This is a genomic window from Vreelandella sp. DA03-1M (assembly GCF_055725665.1).
This window is the reverse complement of the sequence record NZ_CM146798.1, coordinates 1,461,615-1,479,492: the sequence shown is the minus strand read 5'-3', so window position 1 is coordinate 1,479,492 and position 17,878 is coordinate 1,461,615. Positions and strand designations below refer to the sequence as shown.

The 17,878-nt window shown below is 57.2% G+C and carries 17 protein-coding genes; 3 read left to right on the top strand and 14 right to left on the bottom strand.

Features of this window, described 5'->3' with window-relative positions:
* Positions 1 to 167 precede the first annotated feature (167 nt).
* From lon to nrdR, 9 genes are all read right to left on the bottom strand, one after another.
* Entirely contained in the window at positions 168 to 2,666 is a 2,499-nt protein-coding gene (gene lon, locus ACXUPB_RS06835) for an endopeptidase La (protein WP_179916249.1), read from the bottom strand.
* A 223-nt stretch (positions 2,667 to 2,889) separates the two neighbouring features.
* Positions 2,890 to 4,143, bottom strand: coding sequence for a DUF945 family protein (locus ACXUPB_RS06830; protein WP_035555413.1), 1,254 nt, complete (start codon positions 4,141 to 4,143; stop codon positions 2,890 to 2,892).
* A gap of 99 nt (positions 4,144 to 4,242) precedes the next feature.
* Positions 4,243 to 4,716, bottom strand: coding sequence for a phosphatidylglycerophosphatase A family protein (locus tag ACXUPB_RS06825; RefSeq protein WP_035555410.1), 474 nt, complete (start codon positions 4,714 to 4,716; stop codon positions 4,243 to 4,245).
* Entirely contained in the window at positions 4,713 to 5,714 is a 1,002-nt protein-coding gene (gene thiL, locus ACXUPB_RS06820) for a thiamine-phosphate kinase (protein WP_179916250.1), read from the bottom strand. Before thiL ends, ACXUPB_RS06825 begins: the two co-directional genes overlap by 4 nt.
* 36 nt (positions 5,715 to 5,750) lie before the next feature.
* Entirely contained in the window at positions 5,751 to 6,245 is a 495-nt protein-coding gene (gene nusB / locus ACXUPB_RS06815) for a transcription antitermination factor NusB (RefSeq protein WP_007114491.1), read from the bottom strand.
* Entirely contained in the window at positions 6,242 to 6,730 is a 489-nt protein-coding gene (gene ribH / locus ACXUPB_RS06810; protein ID WP_035555404.1) for a 6,7-dimethyl-8-ribityllumazine synthase, read from the bottom strand. The genes nusB and ribH overlap by 4 nt, the downstream gene beginning before the upstream one ends.
* Positions 6,731 to 6,803: 73 nt before the next feature.
* The gene (gene ribBA, locus ACXUPB_RS06805) at positions 6,804 to 7,970 is read right to left on the bottom strand and encodes a bifunctional 3,4-dihydroxy-2-butanone-4-phosphate synthase/GTP cyclohydrolase II (RefSeq protein ID WP_035555401.1); all 1,167 of its coding nucleotides are present in this window, start codon (positions 7,968 to 7,970) and stop codon (positions 6,804 to 6,806) included.
* Positions 7,971 to 8,080: 110 nt separating this feature from the next.
* Complete coding sequence (ribD, locus tag ACXUPB_RS06800) at positions 8,081 to 9,247, bottom strand: bifunctional diaminohydroxyphosphoribosylaminopyrimidine deaminase/5-amino-6-(5-phosphoribosylamino)uracil reductase RibD (protein ID WP_035555398.1); 1,167 nt, start codon at positions 9,245 to 9,247, stop codon at positions 8,081 to 8,083.
* Positions 9,244 to 9,747, bottom strand: coding sequence for a transcriptional regulator NrdR (gene nrdR, locus ACXUPB_RS06795; protein WP_035555395.1), 504 nt, complete (start codon positions 9,745 to 9,747; stop codon positions 9,244 to 9,246). Before nrdR ends, ribD begins: the two co-directional genes overlap by 4 nt.
* A gap of 211 nt (positions 9,748 to 9,958) precedes the next feature.
* Between nrdR and ACXUPB_RS06790 the strand changes: the two genes are divergently transcribed.
* The 3 genes from ACXUPB_RS06790 to dsbG all read left to right on the top strand — a co-directional run bounded on the left by ACXUPB_RS06790 (position 9,959) and on the right by dsbG (position 13,508).
* Positions 9,959 to 11,725, top strand: a complete 1,767-nt coding sequence (locus ACXUPB_RS06790) for a sugar phosphorylase (RefSeq protein WP_035555392.1) — start codon at positions 9,959 to 9,961, stop codon at positions 11,723 to 11,725.
* A gap of 119 nt (positions 11,726 to 11,844) precedes the next feature.
* Positions 11,845 to 12,660 (top strand): TlpA family protein disulfide reductase, encoded by an 816-nt coding sequence (locus tag ACXUPB_RS06785; RefSeq protein ID WP_281662372.1) that lies wholly within the window; start codon positions 11,845 to 11,847, stop codon positions 12,658 to 12,660.
* A 65-nt stretch (positions 12,661 to 12,725) separates the two neighbouring features.
* Positions 12,726 to 13,508 carry a thiol:disulfide interchange protein DsbG gene (gene dsbG / locus ACXUPB_RS06780; RefSeq protein WP_035555386.1) on the top strand — a complete coding sequence of 261 codons (783 nt, stop codon included), beginning with the start codon at positions 12,726 to 12,728 and terminating at the stop codon, positions 13,506 to 13,508.
* 89 nt (positions 13,509 to 13,597) lie between these two features.
* Here the strand turns inward: dsbG and ACXUPB_RS06775 are convergent, their stop codons facing one another.
* The 5 genes from ACXUPB_RS06775 to ACXUPB_RS06755 form a co-directional block, all read right to left on the bottom strand.
* On the bottom strand, positions 13,598 to 14,608 hold the full coding sequence (locus ACXUPB_RS06775) for a c-type cytochrome (protein WP_035555383.1): 1,011 nt from the start codon (positions 14,606 to 14,608) through the stop codon (positions 13,598 to 13,600).
* Positions 14,605 to 15,270, bottom strand: a complete 666-nt coding sequence (locus ACXUPB_RS06770) for a c-type cytochrome (protein WP_035555381.1) — start codon at positions 15,268 to 15,270, stop codon at positions 14,605 to 14,607. The genes ACXUPB_RS06775 and ACXUPB_RS06770 overlap by 4 nt, the downstream gene beginning before the upstream one ends.
* A gap of 27 nt (positions 15,271 to 15,297) precedes the next feature.
* Positions 15,298 to 16,617: an ATP-binding protein gene (locus ACXUPB_RS06765; protein WP_035555378.1), complete on the bottom strand. Its 1,320-nt coding sequence runs from the start codon at positions 16,615 to 16,617 to the stop codon at positions 15,298 to 15,300.
* A complete protein-coding gene (locus ACXUPB_RS06760; protein ID WP_035555376.1) occupies positions 16,614 to 17,330 on the bottom strand; it encodes a response regulator in 717 nt (238 codons plus the stop codon). Before ACXUPB_RS06760 ends, ACXUPB_RS06765 begins: the two co-directional genes overlap by 4 nt.
* Before the next feature lie 125 nt (positions 17,331 to 17,455).
* Complete coding sequence (locus ACXUPB_RS06755) at positions 17,456 to 17,875, bottom strand: DUF6691 family protein (protein ID WP_179916258.1); 420 nt, start codon at positions 17,873 to 17,875, stop codon at positions 17,456 to 17,458.
* Between the last annotated feature and the right edge of the window lie 3 nt (positions 17,876 to 17,878).

The following is a 17,878-nucleotide window of genomic DNA, read 5'->3' as shown; positions in this document are numbered from 1 at the left end:
CTTTACACAGAGACTAGGCCCACTCTGAAAACACAGCGAGCAAGGGTAATTGTCCTTACTAACTGTAAGGCTGATGCAGGATTATTTGGTAATTCAGTAAACAAATGTAAAAAAGCGCCGTACTTACGTACAGCGCTTTAATTACGTCATGGGTGTAACGGTTGAACCTACCCGCGACCAAACACCACATCGGCTACATCGCGGTAGCGTTTGGCAAAATGCACCGTCATGCCCTCTTTCAGATAGTCCGGCAACTCTTCGTAATCACGTTTATTGGCCTCGGGCAGGATCAATTCGAAAATATCACTGCGCCGCGCGGCAATCACTTTTTCGCGAATACCGCCAACCGGCAGCACTTGGCCGGTTAAGGTTAGTTCGCCGGTCATCGCCAGGGGCCGATCAATGGCATGGTGCTTAGCCAACGACAGCAGCGCAGTGGTCATGGTAACGCCGGCCGAAGGGCCATCTTTCGGCGTGGCCCCTTCGGGCACGTGTAAGTGCACAAATGCCGAGTCAAAGAAATCGGCATCGGCGCCATACTCCTGCAGGTGGCCCAGGGTATAGCTGTAAGCGATATTGGCTGACTCCTGCATCACCTCGCCGAGCTTGCCAGTCAGCTTAAAGCCACGATCCAGCGAGTGTACCTTGCCCGCTTCAATGGGTAGCGTTGCCCCGCCCATGGAGGTCCACGCCAAGCCGGTCACCACCCCTTCGCCGGTCAGCACTTTTTCCTTGCGGAAAATCGGTGCGCCTAAGAATTCTTCCAGATTCTTCACCGATATCTTGACCGTTTCGGGCTCCTCTTCGAGCAGCTTGACGGCCGATTTACGCACAATACGATGCAGCTGCTTTTCAAGCTGGCGAACACCGGCTTCACGGGCGTAGCCTTCAATCACTTGCTTTAAGGCCGCATCGGACAGACTGATACGCTTTTTCGTTAGGTTGTCGCGTTTGAGCAGCTTCGGCCACAGGTGATGCTTGGCAATTGCCAGCTTCTCTTCGGCGATATAGCCGGAAAGACGGATCTGCTCCATGCGGTCTAGCAACGGCCCTGGAATTGAATCCAGCGTATTAGCGGTGCATATAAACAGCACCTTGGAGAGATCCATACGCACATCGAGATAGTGATCGAGGAAGTCGACGTTCTGCTCGGGGTCGAGTACTTCCAACAGCGCCGAAGCAGGGTCGCCCTGGAAGGACTGCCCTAGCTTGTCGATCTCATCCAGCATGATGACGGGGTTTTCGACCTCGACCTCTTTAAAGGCTTGCACCAGCTTGCCCGGCATCGCGCCGACATAGGTACGCCGATGGCCTTTAATTTCCGCTTCGTCGCGCATGCCCCCAACAGAGAAGCGGTAAAACTGACGTCCCAGGGCTTCAGCGATCGAACGCCCAATGGAGGTCTTACCTACCCCTGGCGGGCCGACCAACAGCACTATCGAGCCGCCTACGTCGCCTTTAAACGTGCCCTCGGCCAGAAATTCGATAATACGCTCTTTAACGTCTTTCAAACCGTCGTGGTCGCGATCCAACACTTGCCGCGCGTGGGGTAGATCGAGCTGATCCTGGCTGGTCACCCCCCAAGGCAGCGAGGTTAACCAGTCCAGATAGTTGCGCGTGGTGCCATATTCCGGCGAGCCGGTTTCCAGCACACTGAGTTTATTGAGCTCATCGTCAATACGCGATTGAACCCGTTCGGGCACAACCAACGACTCCAAACGCGCTCTAAAGGTATCCACGTCATTTTCGCGATCATCTTTGGAGATACCCAATTCACGCTGGATAACCTTGAGCTGCTCACGCAGGAAGAACTCGCGCTGGCGATCCTGCATTTGCGCGTTGACCTGCTCGCTGATCTCACCCTGCAGCAGCGCTACATCGATCTCTTTACGCAACAGCGGCAGCACTTTCTGCATCCGCTCTTCCACCGACAGGGTGGCCAGCACATCCTGAAGCTCTGGGCCTTTGGCGGAGGTAATAGCGGCGGCAAAATCGGTCAGCGGGCCCGGCTGGTGCGGGCTAAAGCGGTTGAGGTAGTGCTTGAGCTCTTCACCGTACAGCGGGTTGATCGGCAGCAGCTCTTTAATGCCGTTGATGATCGCCATGGCATAGGCGCGGGTCTCTTCGTTCTCCGCGTCAACCGGCTCTTTCGGGTAGGTGACTTCCACCAGATAAGGCGGTTCTTTGGAGAGCCAACGGGTAATTTTAAAGCGCTGCAGGCCCTGAGCGATAAACTGGATCTGGTCGTCTTCGCCCTTGAGTTTATGCACCTTCACCGCCGTACCAATCTCAGGAAAACCTTCGTGATCAAGAGAGGTAACGCCCTGCTCGCCGACATAAGCGACGCCCAGGGTGTGGTGCGGCGTGTTACCCACGCGGCGCATGGTCTCTTCCCAGCGCTCACGGTTAACCACCAAAGGCTGAACCTGGGCGGGGAAGAAAGGACGATTATGAATAGGGAGAAGATAAATGCGCTCGGGCAGCATGTCGCTGGCGGGCACTAGAGAGTTCACCCGCTCGCCGTCAGAGCGATACTCTTCACTGCTCTTCTCGTCACTGCTCTTATCATCAACGTCGTGGGATTTATCGGTATTTGAGGATGACTCTTCATCGTCAATTTGCCAATCGAGGTGTTCTTGATCGCGTTCGTAATCCTGGTCGCTCATGCGTCCTCCAATGAACCGATACCGGCGGTGAGAACCGCCTAGCTTTGTTCATGGAATGCGGGCACATAGCAGAAACTTCAACCCTTAGGGAGGTTAGATGACAAAATGCTAGTCCCTTTTGCACTGCGAAGGAGCCTAGTTCGATCATTTAGAGGAGCTTTCTCATACGCAATGACAAATAAGGGCAACCCCAGATTGCGTCAGGGCGTTCGCAATGACAGGCCTAAGGCCATAATTCGGGCATGGGGCGACCATTAACACGCCAGACGCCGCGCACTACATCAAACTGCAATTCACGGGTGCCAAGCGGCAAGCCTAACCATAGCGCGGCAACGGTGGGCGCATCATACCAGGTAAAGTCACCATCAATACGCTCCCGCCATTTCGCCTGCTCTTCCTCTTCGTCGAGATTAACCACGCTCAGCTCATCCAAGGCGCGGGCGTCAAAAAACAGCGCGCCATCCGCATCGAGACGAATCCCTAGCAGCGGGCTGTCTATCGCCACTGTGGGCACATCTAGGCGCGGCGAGTCACTGAGCATATTCCGAAAATCAGGCTCAAGACGGGCCAGCAACCCTTCAGCCATGGGCAGGCTGGCATCGCCCCAAGCGGCTTCCTGGCGTAAACGGCGAATGGCGTGGCGAACCGCATCGGCGTTGATGCGCGAAAGCTCCATCTCTATTCGCCCATTAAGCAACGGCGTATCGGGCGCTTCTGAGGGAACCATCACCTCCCCCACTTCTAAATCGCCGTTAATGCGCAGTTCGCTTTCATCCAGCACCATATGGCTATTTAAATCGAGCGGCGCCAGTTGGATGTCATAGGAGGGATAACTAAGCGTCAGTGTCTCAATATGCAGATGATCGCGCTGGGCAAAGTGGTAAGCACCATCGGTATAGGTGTAGCGGCTTTCAAGCACCGTGGGGCCTAATGCAAGCTGGGCCAAGCCATCGGTCAGCGTTAGCTGATCCAATAACCCACGCAGGCGCCAATCACCAAAGACGCCTTCGAGGCGCAGCCGACCACCACGGACGGCTAACTCGCGACCATTTTGTTGAATGACAAAAGGCGCCAGGGCAAGGCGTAGTTCACTGTGGCCGCTAAGGGTGTGATAACGCCCCTGCCAGCGAGGCACCGAAGGGGCGGTAACCTCCCCCACTGCTTGCTGCAATACGGTATCCAGGCGAGGTAATACGGTGCCTTCTACATCCGTGCTTAAAATGCCGTGGCGGGCGCTATAGGTCAGTTCAAGCCGCCAGGGGCGACCCAATAGCGGTGAAAGTATCAGCCGCCCTTGGGAACTTAGCCAACCCTGGCGGCTCTCAGTTCTGTTGACACGCCATTCGCCCCGCGCTTCCAGATCTTCTAGCGCCTGACGCAGGCTGCGCTCAAAGAGCACGCTTGAGAGAAGTTGCGCTGCCATCCATACCACGGCGATTATCGCCAGGGTAGGGACAATCAGACGTTCCTTGCGCATGCTGCCTCCTTGGTGCCAACGCACTTAAATGGCGAAAGCTACCGACAATGCCTAGTATCTGTAATACCTAGTATCCGTACCGTTTTCCTAATGAATTTTTTAATGCAGCCAGAACCACAAGTGCATAATACTCCAGGCGTAGACCCCTGCCATCACATCATCAATCATAATACCGAAACCACCGGCTACACGGCGGTCAGCCCAACGTATTGGCCAGGGCTTAAAAACATCGAAGATACGAAAGACCACAAACCCCCATAGCGCAGCTTCCCATGAAAAGGGCACCGCGGCCATAGTGAGCCAGTAGCCAACAAATTCATCCCACACAATCCCTGAGTGGTCGTGTACGCCTAAGTCGTGTGACGTCTTATCGCATAGCCAAACGCCAACAACAAAAGCGACGAAACAAATACTTAGGTACCAGCCTAAGGGCAAATCCGCCATCATCCAGTAGAACGGAATGGCGGCCAGCGTGCCAAAGGTGCCGGGAGCCCACGGCACCGTGCCGCTACCTAAGCCAAAGGCAAAAAAATGTGTTGGGCGACGCCAGACACTTTTCGGTGCACGATTCATGGCGTGTCCCCACTAAAATGCTGCCAACCGGCATAGCCATTGACATAACTACTCAGATCACTCTGGTCAGAAGCACTAATGCCTAGCGGCTCGCAACAGCGACCAATCACCGTTAGCGTCAAGCCTAATGACGCCAGACGCTGCTGAGCCTTGGCTATATCGTCAGCGTGTAAGGTGACGAGCAGTTCATAATCATCACCACCGGACAGCGCCGCCTTTAGTGCAGCCTCCCGACCCAGCGTGTTTTCCAGCTCTTCTGCCAGCGGTAAAGCGGCTATGTCGATGACTGCCCCGACCTGCGAAGCCGCGCGAAGATGCGCCAGGTCGGCCATTAAGCCATCAGAAATATCCATCGCCGCGGTGGCTAATCCACGCAGTGCCACGCCCGCCACCAAACGCGGCTCAGGCAGCAAATAGCGGCGCAGCAATGGGTGCGCCAAGTCACGCTCACCCTTGTGCCAGAGCGCTAGCCCACCGCCCCCGCCGCCTAATGCACCGGTAACGGCAATCAGGTCGCCAGGTTGAGCACCGCTGCGGGTCAGCGCTTCGCCCACCGGCACCTCGCCCATGACGGTCACGCCAATCGAAAGCGCGCCAGAAGTGACGTCCCCGCCAACCAGCGTGGTGGCGTGTTGCTGGCAGAGTGTATGAAAGCCACGCGCATAGTCAGCAAGCCAAAGATGCGTTGCTTCATCATCGGCAAATTGGCGCTGATCAAAGGTTAATGCCATCAGGCACCAGCGGGATTTGGCCCCCATGGCGGCCAAATCGCTAAGCGCGACCGCCAAGGCACGATGGCCCACCGCGAAGGCTGGCGCTTCGCGGGGAAAGTGAACACCCACCACCGAGGTGTCAACGCTCACGGCCAACTGTTGGCCCGCTTGCGGCATCAATAGCGTGGCGTCGTCTCCACATCCTAGTGTGACGCCATTTGACGCGGTCGACGCCTCCTGCGACGACATGAAATAGCGTCGGATCAAATCAAATTCGGCAAGCACAAAGGCCCCTTAAACGCATTGTCATGACACTCGCGTTCAGAGACGGCGAGCGCTGACCTCGGCACTACGCAGGCGAATCGCCAGCTTGTCTAGAATGCCGTTCACGTATTTATGGCCGTCGGTGGCGCCAAATGACTTAGCCAACTCAACGCCTTCGTTAATCACTACACGATAGGGTACTTCCATTCGTCGGGATAGCTCGTAAGCGCCTAAGCGAAGAATTGCCAGCTCGACGGCATCGAGATCTTCCAGGCGGCGATCCAGTAATGGAGAGATTTCACGATCCAGTTCCGCTTTAAAACGTACGGTGTTGTGCAGCAATTCGTGAAACAGCGCTTTGTCGGCGATCTCCATCACCTTGACCCAGTTTTCGTGGTCTTCCAGGTCGTCATCGGCTACCTGGCTACGAAACTCAGCTTCAATGGTAGTGATGGATTTACCCGTCATGTGCCACTGATAAAGCCCCTGCACGGTTAACTCACGCGCCGCGTGGCGGCCTTGCTGAGCGGCAGAGGGTTTACGCTCGCTCATTGGGTATCTCCTAACGGCAGCGCGCGTAGTAGTGAGACCATTTCCATGGCGGCCATGGCCGCTTCGGTGCCTTTATTACCGGCTTTGGTCCCCGCACGCTCAATCGCTTGTTCGATCGTCTCAACGGTTAACACGCCGTTAGCGACCGGGGTTTCAAACTCAAGCTGCAGGTGATTAATCGCTGTGTTGCAGCCGCCCGCCACGTATTCAAAGTGCGGCGTTCCACCGCGAATCACCGCGCCTAGCGCGATGACGGCATCAGGCTTCATCACCTTCAGCACGCGCTTAACTGCTAACGGCAGTTCCCAGGCACCCGGCACGTGAACAATATGAATATGCTCGGCATCGACGCCATGACGCGTCAAGCTGTCGACCGCCCCTTCCACCAGGCTATCCACCACGTGATGGTTAAAGCGACCGACCACGATGACATAATGCCCATCGACGTCAACAAAAGTACCTTCAACTTGAGAAAGGGAGTTCATCAATTTATTCCTGCTGCTTAGTACTGCTGGATTAGTACTGCTAGATTAGTCCTGCTGGAGTGACCCTGCTGGATCACTCCTGCTGAAAGGTTGGCTCATCCGCCGTGTCATTAGGCCCTAGACGCTCAACGACTTCGAGATCAAAGCCGGATAGCGCGGAGAACTTCCACGGTGAACTCAATAATCGCATTTTACCCACGCCTAAATAGCGCAGGATTTGCGAGCCGGTGCCGATGGTTAAATAGTTGCCAGCGCCGTCAGAATCACTGGTCCGCGGCTGGCGAACGCGATCCAAAAAGATATCCAGTTGATCTTTTAAATCCTGATGGGGGCGACCGTCATCAATCAGCACAAACACCCCTGCGTTTGAACTGGCAATCTCCTCCAGCGCCCGGTGGGCATCCCAGCGGCACTGGTCGCCTTTCATCAGGCCCATCACATCGCGCAGCGTATCGGTAAGATGCACGCGAACCGTGGTGGACTCCTCTGGGGTGGGCTGACCGTTCACCAGCGCCAAATGGTGAGCGCCCTGGATGCGGTCACGGAAAACGTGCAGCGTCAGTTCGCCATGCGCCGTCATCACCGTTGAGGCTTCCAGGTGATCAATGGTCTGCTCGTTGACGATGCGGTAGTGAATCAAATCCGCAATGGTACCGATTTTTATGCCGTGCTGTTGAGCAAACGCTTCCAGTTCGGGGCGACGCGCCATACTGCCGTCGTCGTTCATGACCTCGCAGATCACCCCGCTGGGGTCACACCCTGCCAGCGCCGCCAAATCACACGCTGCTTCGGTATGCCCCGCACGGCGAAGCACGCCGCCGGGCTCTGCCATCAACGGGAAAATATGCCCCGGCTGAACGATATCAGAGGGCTTGGCATGGGGCGCCACTGCCGCTTGGACCGTGCGCGCGCGATCTGCGGCTGAAATACCGGTGGTAACGCCTTCGGTCGCTTCAATCGAGAGCGTAAATTTGGTGCCAAAGCCGGAGCCATTGTCACGCACCATAAGCGGCAAATTAAGCTGCTCACAGCGGGCACGGGTCATCGGCATACAGATAAGACCACGGGCGAAACGGGCCATGAAGTTGATATGCTCGGCCTGCACTTTTTCGGCGGCCATGATGATATCACCTTCGTTTTCGCGATCCTCATCGTCCATGAGAATCACCATTTTGCCCTGGCGGATATCTTCCACCAGCTCGGCGATAGGGGCTAAGCCTCTAGAGGAGGAGTGCGCCATGGAATCTCCAAAAGTTGTCGCGTAACGTTGCCGCAAAAAAGCTGTTGCGCCAGCTTGTAACGAAAAGTCGTCACGAAATAAGGTTGTCACGTTAGCTGCGATTTCGCGCGTCAGGGTACCTTGCTATCGCCAGTTGCGCTAGTCGACTGAGGGGAAGCGATAATGCGCCAATCGCGCCCCACCGCTCGCATATCATGAATGGTTAAACGTCGCTGATCGGCCATGCGTGAGAGTCCTGGCAGCGCAAATAGCGGTCGTGCCTCGCCACCTAACAGCGTGGGGGCAACAAACAGCTGCAGCTCATCGACCAGTCCCGCATCAAGCAGAGCACCCGCCAGGGTCGCGCCGGTTTCTACCAGCAGCTCATTAACCTGTTCGCTCTCGGCTAACCAATTCAGCATCAAGGCTAAATCAATGCGGCCATCACTACCGGCAGGCAACACCTGCACTTCAGCACCCGCTTTGGTTAACCGTTCGCGCTTTTCAGCCACATGGCCTGGGGTGGTCACCACCAAGGTTCGCCCCGGTTCGCTTAAACAGGCGGCCGCCAAGGGCAAGCGCAAATGGGTATCTAACACCACCCTTAGTGGTTGGCGCTGCACCACCTCATCGGCATTGGCAAGCGACAACTGCTCGGCGCGAAGAGTAAGCCGCGAGTCGTCCATGATAATCGATTCAACGCCGCTTAATATCGCACTGGAGCGCGCTCGCAGCCGCTGCACTTGCGTTCGCGCTTCGGGACCGGTAATCCACTGAGACTCACCGGATCCCATGGCCGTACGTCCATCTAAACTCATGGCCATTTTCAGGCGTACAAAGGGGCGCTGTGTGGTCATTCGGGCAATAAAGCCAGGGTTCAATGCCCGCGCTTCACTCTCAAGCAGGCCTACTGCCACCTCAATACCGGCTTCTTCAAGCAAGCGAATACCCCGGCCACTGACCTGGGGGTTGGGGTCCTGCATCGCAATCACTACCCGAGCCACCTTGGCCTTTTGCAGAGCAACCGCACACGGGCCGGTACGCCCAGTGTGCGAGCAAGGTTCAAGAGTGACGTAAGCCGTCGCGCCCTGGGCCCGTTCACCGGCTGCGATTAAGGCATGGATTTCCGCATGCGGCTCACCGGCTCGCCGATGAAAGCCTTCCCCAACGATCTGCTCATCGCGCACGATCACACAACCGACCCGAGGATTAGGATCGGTGGTGTAAAGCCCTTTGCGCGCCAGCTTAAGCGCCTGCGCCATATAACGGTAATCGTCTTGGCTAAACAGAGCGCTCATTTTGGCGGCTCGCTAGTGTGTCTCACTGTAGAAGAGGACGCTTGATTGGGCTCTTGGGAAAGCCGATCAATCTCAGCACGAAATTCATCCAAATCCTGAAACTTGCGGTACACCGAGGCAAAGCGGATGTAAGCCACATGGTCGAGGGTTTTCAGCGCCTGCATCACCGACTCACCAATATCACGGGCGTTGATCTCACGATCGCCTCGCGCACGGAGGGTTTGACGTATGCGCTCGACGGCCGCTTCAATGGCTTCCGCGCTGACCGGGCGCTTTTCAAGCGCACGCAGCATGCCCGCCCGGAGTTTGGCTTCATGAAAGCTTTCCCGGGAACCGTCTGACTTCACCACGCGAGGCATTACGAGTTCAGCAGTTTCGTAAGTGGTAAAGCGCTCCTGACAGCTCGCACACTGGCGACGACGGCGCACTTGATCGCCATCGGCCACCAATCGCGAATCGGTCACTCGAGTATCGTTTGCACCACAAAAAGGGCAATGCATAGCGGTCAACCTGTTGTCAGCTCGTGCTGGCGTGCCGCACGAGTTAGCGTGTTATAACCTGGCAATGAATATGCTATTAATGGCGTTTAAACCGGCATCAACGTCTTAAGCTAATGGATGTTAGCGTTTAAACGCGCTATCAACCTCGCATTGTAACGATTTGGCACACATGCTGCAGCGTTTGTGGCAGATTGTTTATCAGGAGCCACCCATGTCCCCCTTTGAGCAGACCGTGCACGGCTACCTCAGCCACCTATACGGGCCGCGTGCTGGCGAAGTGCAGCGCCGCTTAAATCAACACCTTGAGCATTTTCTGTCGCTTGCCCCTTTTTCGTCCGCCTCCGGCGATGCTCCTTCCAAAAAAGCACCTTCATGGAGCGAAAAAGATCAGTGGGTAATTAGCTATGGTGACTCCATTATAGAAGAGGGTGTGCCGCCACTGGCAGTCCTTAGCGATTTTCTTCAAGCGCGGCTGGGCGAGCGTATCAGCGGCGTGCATGTGCTGCCCTTCTTCCCGTGGAGTAGCGACGACGGCTTCTCGGTGATCCACTACCGGGAAGTGAATAGTGAGCTTGGCAACTGGTCGCATATCCGCGAGCTCGCCGGTCATTACGACCTGATGGCCGATTTGGTGCTCAACCATGTTTCCAGGGAGTCGCTCTGGTTTGTGGATTACCTGAGCGGCAGCCTGCCCGGCCGCGACTACTTCATCGAAGTTGACCCTGACACCGATGTCTCTCAGGTAGTTCGCCCCCGCAGCAACCCGTTGCTGGTACCTATTTCAACCCGGCGCGGCACCCGTTATCTATGGGCAACCTTCTCCGAAGACCAGCTCGATCTAAACTTTGAACATCCCGATGTTCTGCTGGAGTTCGTCGGCATTCTGCTCTTCTACCTGGAGCAGGGCACACGGATTATCCGCTTGGATGCGGTGGCTTTCTTATGGAAGCGGTTGGGCACCTCCTGTATTCACCTGCCGGAAACCCACACCGTGGTGCGTTTGCTTCGCGCGATTGTCGACCATGTCGCCCCCGGCACTCTGCTGATTACCGAAACCAACGTGCCGCACCAAGAGAACATCAGCTATTTCGGGCTTGAACGGCTCCCCAAGGGGCCGCCCGATGAAGCGCACATGATTTATCAATTCACGCTGCCGCCGCTGCTGCTCCATACCTTAACCCGTGGCGAGGCCAGCACGCTGCAAACCTGGCTTGCCAGCCTGCCGGTTCTGCCTGACCACTGTACTTACCTGAACTTTACCGCCAGCCATGACGGTATTGGTGTGCGCCCACTGGAAGGCCTACTGCCCGATCACGAGCGCGATGCACTGCTGGAGCTGATGCACAAATTCGGCGGTTTTGTCAGCATGCGCAGCAACCCGGATGGCAGCGACACGCCCTACGAGATCAACATCACCTGGTTTGAAGCCATGCGCGGCACCCGCCGTGGCCCGGATCCATGGCAAATAGCCCGCTTCCTCTGCAGCCAAGCGATCATGCTCAGCCTGCAGGGAATACCAGCCCTCTATATTCATACGCTGACGGGCACACTCAACGATGTAGAAGGCGTTGAGCGCAGTGGTCGCCTGCGCTCGATCAACCGGCGGCGCTGGCAGCGTAGCGAGCTGGATCTGCTACTGGATAGTCCTTCCACCCCTACCCACGATGTGTTTCATGCCTTAAACCGGCTGCTGGATCAGCGTCGTCAAGAACCCTGTTTTCACCCCAGTGCTGCTCAGCGGGTGTTGGAATCGCCCCCAGAATTGCTGGCGGTGGAACGTGGCCCCCTGCATGATGGCCGTCGTCTGCTGGCACTATATAACGTCACCGACCTGCCGCTCCCCTTAGCGAATGTGGGTGAGGCGGTAACCCAATCGCTGAACCAACACGCATGGCAGGCGCTTGACCCAAGCAACCCGTGGGTGGCCGAAGGCGCCCTGCCGCCTTATGCGGTGCGCTGGCTGGTGGCCACCGGTTAGTCGCGGCGCCTCCCCCGCCAGTTGCGACATAACGCCCCAGGGGCAACTAACATAATCCTTAAATAATCCAGTACTGCGATGATGCCAGTCCAAGATCACATGAAGGATCGTTACTGGTTATGTTGCAACAAAGCATCGCCCTTGGCCCGATGGGCTTTAGTATTCACCAGCTATTGATCGGCCTGGCCTTTTTATTGGCACTGCTGGCTGGCGCGCTGTTGGGAAGGCGCCATCGGGTAGCCGTCAGCGATACGCTGTTTACCCTGCTGCTGGTTGCCCTTGTCGGCGCGCGCCTGGTTTTTGTCCTGCGTTACTGGGGCGAATACGAGGGGCTACTTTCCCGCCTGGATATTCGAGATGGCGGCTTTGATATTGTCGGTGGTCTTGTCGCGGCACTGGCGTACGCCGGCTGGACGCTGTGGCGCTCCCCTCGCCAGCGGGTGCCACTTTCCGGTGCCCTACTGGCGGGCGGCTTTGTCTGGGGATTGACCGCCGCTAGCGCCACCATGATAGAGCATCAATCCCGGCCGTTGCCGGAGGTGGCGCTGACTACCCGTTCAGGCGAGCCCATTGACCTTCCCCACCTGTCACGCTCGACCCAGCAACCCATGGTGGTCAATTTATGGGCCAGCTGGTGTCCGCCCTGTATCCGTGAAATGCCGGTGTTTGCGCAAGCGCAGGATAATGAACCCGGCATCACCTTTGTGTTCGTTAACCAAGGGGAGTCGCTCGGCCAGATCAACGCTTTTATGGATGAGTACGGCTTTTTTCTCGATAACGTTTGGCAAGACCCACGCAATGCCGTTGGCCAGGCTACCGGCGCCAACGCGATGCCTACCACACTTTACTATGATGCCGACGGCCAACTCGTCAGCACTCATTTTGGCGAACTTTCCAGCGCCACCCTGCAGCAAGGATTGGAGCGTTTACGCTGATTGCTGCACGAGCCGACCACCTTTTTTCGCCTGGCTAACGTCAACTCACTCAACAGGATGTTGCAATGCGCTTGAACCACTACACCACTATCAGCCGTTTTGTTCTCCTGGCAGGGCTGGGAGGAGTATCCATAGGCTACGCCGATGATCTCCCTACCCCAGTACAGGCACTGGCCGACCAGGGCCTGGAAATTCATGGCCAGTTTGACGCCCCTGGCGGTTTGCGCGGCTATGGCGCCAGCGTTCAGGGCCAGGACATGGCCATTTACCTGACCCCAGATGGCGAGCACGCGGTGGTGGGGACACTGACGGACAGCGAGGGTAACGACCTCACTGAAGCGCAACTGGACGAGCACGTGCGTGCGCCTTTAGAAGCACAGACCTGGCAGCTTCTGAGCGAAAGTCATTGGATTCAGGATGGTGACGTGGATGCCTCCCGTGTGATTTACACCTTCACGGACGCCAACTGCCCCTATTGCCGCCAGCTTTGGCAAGACGTTCGCCCCTGGGTGGAAGCAGGTAAGGTACAGCTACGTCATATCATGGTCGGAATCTTAGCGCCCGACAGCCCTGGAAAAGCAGCCGCCCTACTCGGAGCCGGTGACCCGGCTGCGACGCTGCATGCCCATGAAAGTGGCCAGCAGGAAGTCGAAGCTAGCGCCCAACCAAGGGAAATTGAAGAACAAGTGTATACCAATAACCAGCTGTTCGAGGAGCTGGGGCTGTATGCTACCCCCACCTCGGTTTTTCAGCGGAAAACAGGGAACGGAAACGTGCGTCTTGACCGCATTCAGGGTATGCCCAGTGACGATCGGCTGATCGACATGATGGGCAGTGAAGCGCCCTGAAGCCGCGGCGTCACTCTTCAACGTCAGCTCGCGACACCGTGGTCGCGAGCTGACGTTACATCCTGCAGTGTTGCAACCGATTACCACTTTCACTCCTCCGATAAGTTTTCAAACCTCGGCATGCCTACATTCCAGGGTTTGATATCGCCTTTCTCTCCGAAGTTGTCATGGTCTCCCAGCACATGACCATCATGCTCGCGGGTTTGACCATAGAGTGAACGGCCATGGAACCGTTCAGCCGTCTCGGCGACATCCCCTGTATAGCGTGGGTCCTGAGGACGCTCCTGACTGGTGATGTAATAGGCAATATCCCAGGCCTGTTGATCACTGAGCGAGCGGGGCTGGCCAAGCGGCATGTTTTGATAAATGAAGCCCGCCATGGTTTCCAGCCGCGCAATGCCTGCTCCCCAGTTATTGGAGCCGTCACCCCAGGGCGGGGGAAACACGTACTCATCATTTTCATAGTGCCCGGCACCATTTTCCTGGTGGCATATCGAGCAGTTTTCCTGGTAGGCAGTTTCCCCTCTAGCGTAGCTGGGCTCTTCGGTCGGCTCTTCTGGCGCTGGGAAGCCACGACCATAAATCGGCTTGTCGGGATACATCGGTGCGCCGGTGGCCAGCCACTGGTGATAGGCACTGAGTGCCAACATTTCATCACTGCCATACTCCGGTGGTACGCCGTTCATGGAGTAGGCAAAGCAGCCGGCGATACGCTCTTCCAAGTTATTCACATGCTGGTTCTTGCCACGGAAGTCCGGCAGTGTAATGGCCGCTGTCCACACCGGGGCACTGAACGGCACCCGCCCTTCCCCCAGATGGCAACTGGAGCAGTTCATGTCATTGAAGACGTTCTCACCACGCAATTGCTGCGTATTAGTGAATAGATCATGACCGTAGCGGATGACTTTTTTCAGTTCTGGATGAATATCGGCACTTTCCAGATCTTCCATGGTGGGCGGTTCGTGCACCAGTTGGTTCAGCGCTGCATCCGCCCGCTCTTCCTGAGCAAAGACACTGGTGGCGTAAACGCTCATAACGATGCCGACTGTCAATGAACAGCCAGTAAGCGCTAAAACGAGAGGGCGTGGACAGGTTATCATTGTGTTGACTCCTGGTCGGCGGAGGCGGGTTGCTTGGCGTACCAGGCGGAGACAGCCTGGATGTCGTCATCACTCATGCGCTTGGCAATGGCGCCCATCAGGTTTTGCGGATCGTTGCTGCGTGTCTCGTTTTTCCACGCCGACAATTGGGTGCGGATGTAGCCGGCATGCTGGCCTGCAATGCCTGGGAAGGTGTCACCTACGCCCTTGCCCCCAGGCCCATGGCAACTTTGGCAGGAAACAATGTAGGCGTTCCAATCGCCACGTTCGGCGAGCTGCTGCCCGCGGGCCAGTAGCGTCTCGTCGGCTTCATCGCCGCCTTGTCCCTGGGTAGCGGGTAGCTGGCTGTAGTAGGCGGCCACATCGGCGATTTGTTGGTCGTTGAGCATATTGGCAAATGTTGCCATCGTCGCGTTTTCACGCCGCCCCGCTTTAAAATCATGTAACTGCTTGGCGATATAGTCGGCATCCAGGCCAGCTAACCGCGGCCAGGACTCACCATCAGGCACATTCATGCCACTGCCATCGGCCTGGTGGCAGGCGCTACAGCTGGCCGCGGCGGCTTGACCCCGCTCCACATCCCCCTCCTGGGCCACCGCCCCTGCGGCGAACAGGGTGATACCTACACAGAGACCAACCCTGCTGACGTATTTGTTATTCATATCGGTTTCTCCCTTGCGTTATCTTTTTTAGCTGTCCGCCACTGGCACCATCAGGCGAGCGGTAAACCCGCCCCCTGCCGGGCTGGCAAACGCCACTTCGCCATCGAATCGTTCAGCGATTGCCGCGACAATCGCCAGCCCCAGCCCGCTTCCCTGCTGTTTGCTGGCGCGCCAGAAGCGTTGTGTCAGTTGTTTGAGCGTCGCGTCATCGACGCCAGAGCCCTGGTCGCTGACGCTGAAGGTAAGAAAGCGCTGCCCGTGCTCCCACTGCGCCTCCAGCGTTACGGGCGTTTCCGGCGGCCCATGGTGCAGCGCGTTATCGAGCAAATTGCGTAGCGCGGTAATCGCTAGCTCACGAGGCATGGCCAGGGTGGTCTCTGGCCAGCCAACGGGCACCACAAAGCGGCCAGAGTGACTGTGGTGGCAATCCGCCAGGGCACACTCGGCAACATCCGCAACACGGCTTACCTCGCCATCATCAAACCGCGCACGCCCTTCTACCCGTGCCAGAGTCAGCAGCTGATCAAGAGTTGAACTCAGCCGCACCACGCCCTCTTCCGCCTGATTGAGCGATGTCTTCGCCGCTTCCCCGTCAACGCGGCGGGCAACTTGCAGGTGGGTCTTGATGGCCGTCAGCGGCGTGCGCAGCTCGTGCGCGGCGTCATTGGTAAAGCGCTGTTCGCGGATAATGGTTTGCTGCACCCGTGCCAACAGCGCGTTAAGCGTTGTGATGAGAGGCCGGATCTCTTTTGGCAAGCCGTAGGTAGCCACCGGGGCCAGCGCATCCGGATGGCGGTTGGCAAGCGACTCTCGCAGCCGTGTCAGCGGTGCCAGCCCACGCCAGATACCTAGCCACAGCGCCACCATGCTGCCCACCAGCGCCACCACAAACGGCACCACCGCCACCCGAATAACACCGTTGAGCAGTATGTTCCTTTCATCCATCCGGTCGGCGGTGGTAATCACGATGCCATTGCGCTCGTAGGTGAAGACCCGCCAGGTCACATCGCCAGCCTGGCGATAAGTGTGCCCGCTCTCTCCCGGCGCCAGCACATCGTCCATATCGGCATGGGTGCGCGCCATGACCTCGCCTTGGGGTGAATGCACCTGGCAGGCCAGCCCTTCAATAGAAGGAATGGAGAGCACCGGATGCTCGGCGTTCGCCCAAACGTCAACAGGAAGCTGCAAAACCAGCCCAGCTACCATCCGTGCCGACTGCGCCAGGCGTTGGTCCAGGGTTTCTACAAATTTGTCTTCCAGGTCACGCATCAGCCACGCCGCGGCGATACCCCATAGCAACGCCAGGGTTAGCCCCAGGGTGAGCAGTAAGCGCGCGCGTAAACTCATAGCTGGTCCTTATATAGCCGACCCTTATAAGGCGTGCCCGCCAAGTGCACCGCCTCAGGCTTGCCCAGCCGATAGCCAAGCCCGCGCACCGTTTCGATCACTCCGCTCCCGAGCTTGCGGCGCAGATGGTGAATATGCACATTCAGCGCATTGCTCTCGACATCATCATTCATGCCATAAAGGCTGTCTTTGAGCTGATCGGCCGACAGTACGCTACGCGGCGATTGTAGGAAGGTTTCCAGCAGCACCAGCTCACGGCGAGACAGTGAGATCAGTTGCCCTTCGACATACACTTCGCGGGCGGCGGGATCTAACGCGAGGGCTCCATGGGAAATCATGCCGCTGCTGCGCCCTGCCACACGGCGCAGCAGAGCGTGCAGGCGCGCAACTAATTCATCCAGATCGAAGGGCTTGACCAGATAGTCATCGGCACCGCCCTGCAGGCCATCCACCCGGTCTCGCACGGTATCTCTTGCGGTTAACACCAGCACCGGCACATCGACGCCCTGCTCACGCCACTCGGCCAACAGCTGCAAGCCATCGCCATCCGGCAAGCCACGGTCAAGGATGACCACATCACTAGTGACTGTTCGCATCGATTGGCGAGCAGCGTTGAGCGTGGAGACGTGGTCGACGACAAAATCGAAGGTCATTAATCCAGAGCGGATACCCGATGCCACCAGCGGGTCATCTTCAATCAGCAAGACGTGCATAACGGTTTCCTTTTTATTACCTGACAGCATGACGGCCACGCATTAACCCAGCGTTAAGAAAACAAAACGCCCTTGCAGTAAAGGCAAGGGCGTTAGCAGCAGCGGCCATATAAGTCCGACTTATATTAGCCGAGCCTTTTGGCGGCAAACCACCCCAGCACCATCGTCACCAGCATGGCCGCTAGCGGTAGTGATACACCGCCAATAGAGGCGATCGCAGGCCCAGGGCAGTAGCCGGAAAGCCCCCAGCCAATGCCAAACAGGGCTGCGCCGCCCAGCAACTTGCCATCCAGCTCCTGTTTAGTCGGTAGCTGAAAGACGCCACCCAACAGGGGTGCCGAACGCTTGAATACCAGCCGATAGCCGATAAAGGTGGTCACCACGGCCCCGCCAAGCACAAACATCAGCGTCGGGTCCCAGGCGCCCGCTACATCTAAAAACCCCAGCACTCGTGCTGGGTCGGTCATGCCGGAAATTGCCAAACCCAAACCAAACATCAGCCCCGCCGCATAACCAGCCGCTGTTTTCATCGCGTTCCTGTTCATGAC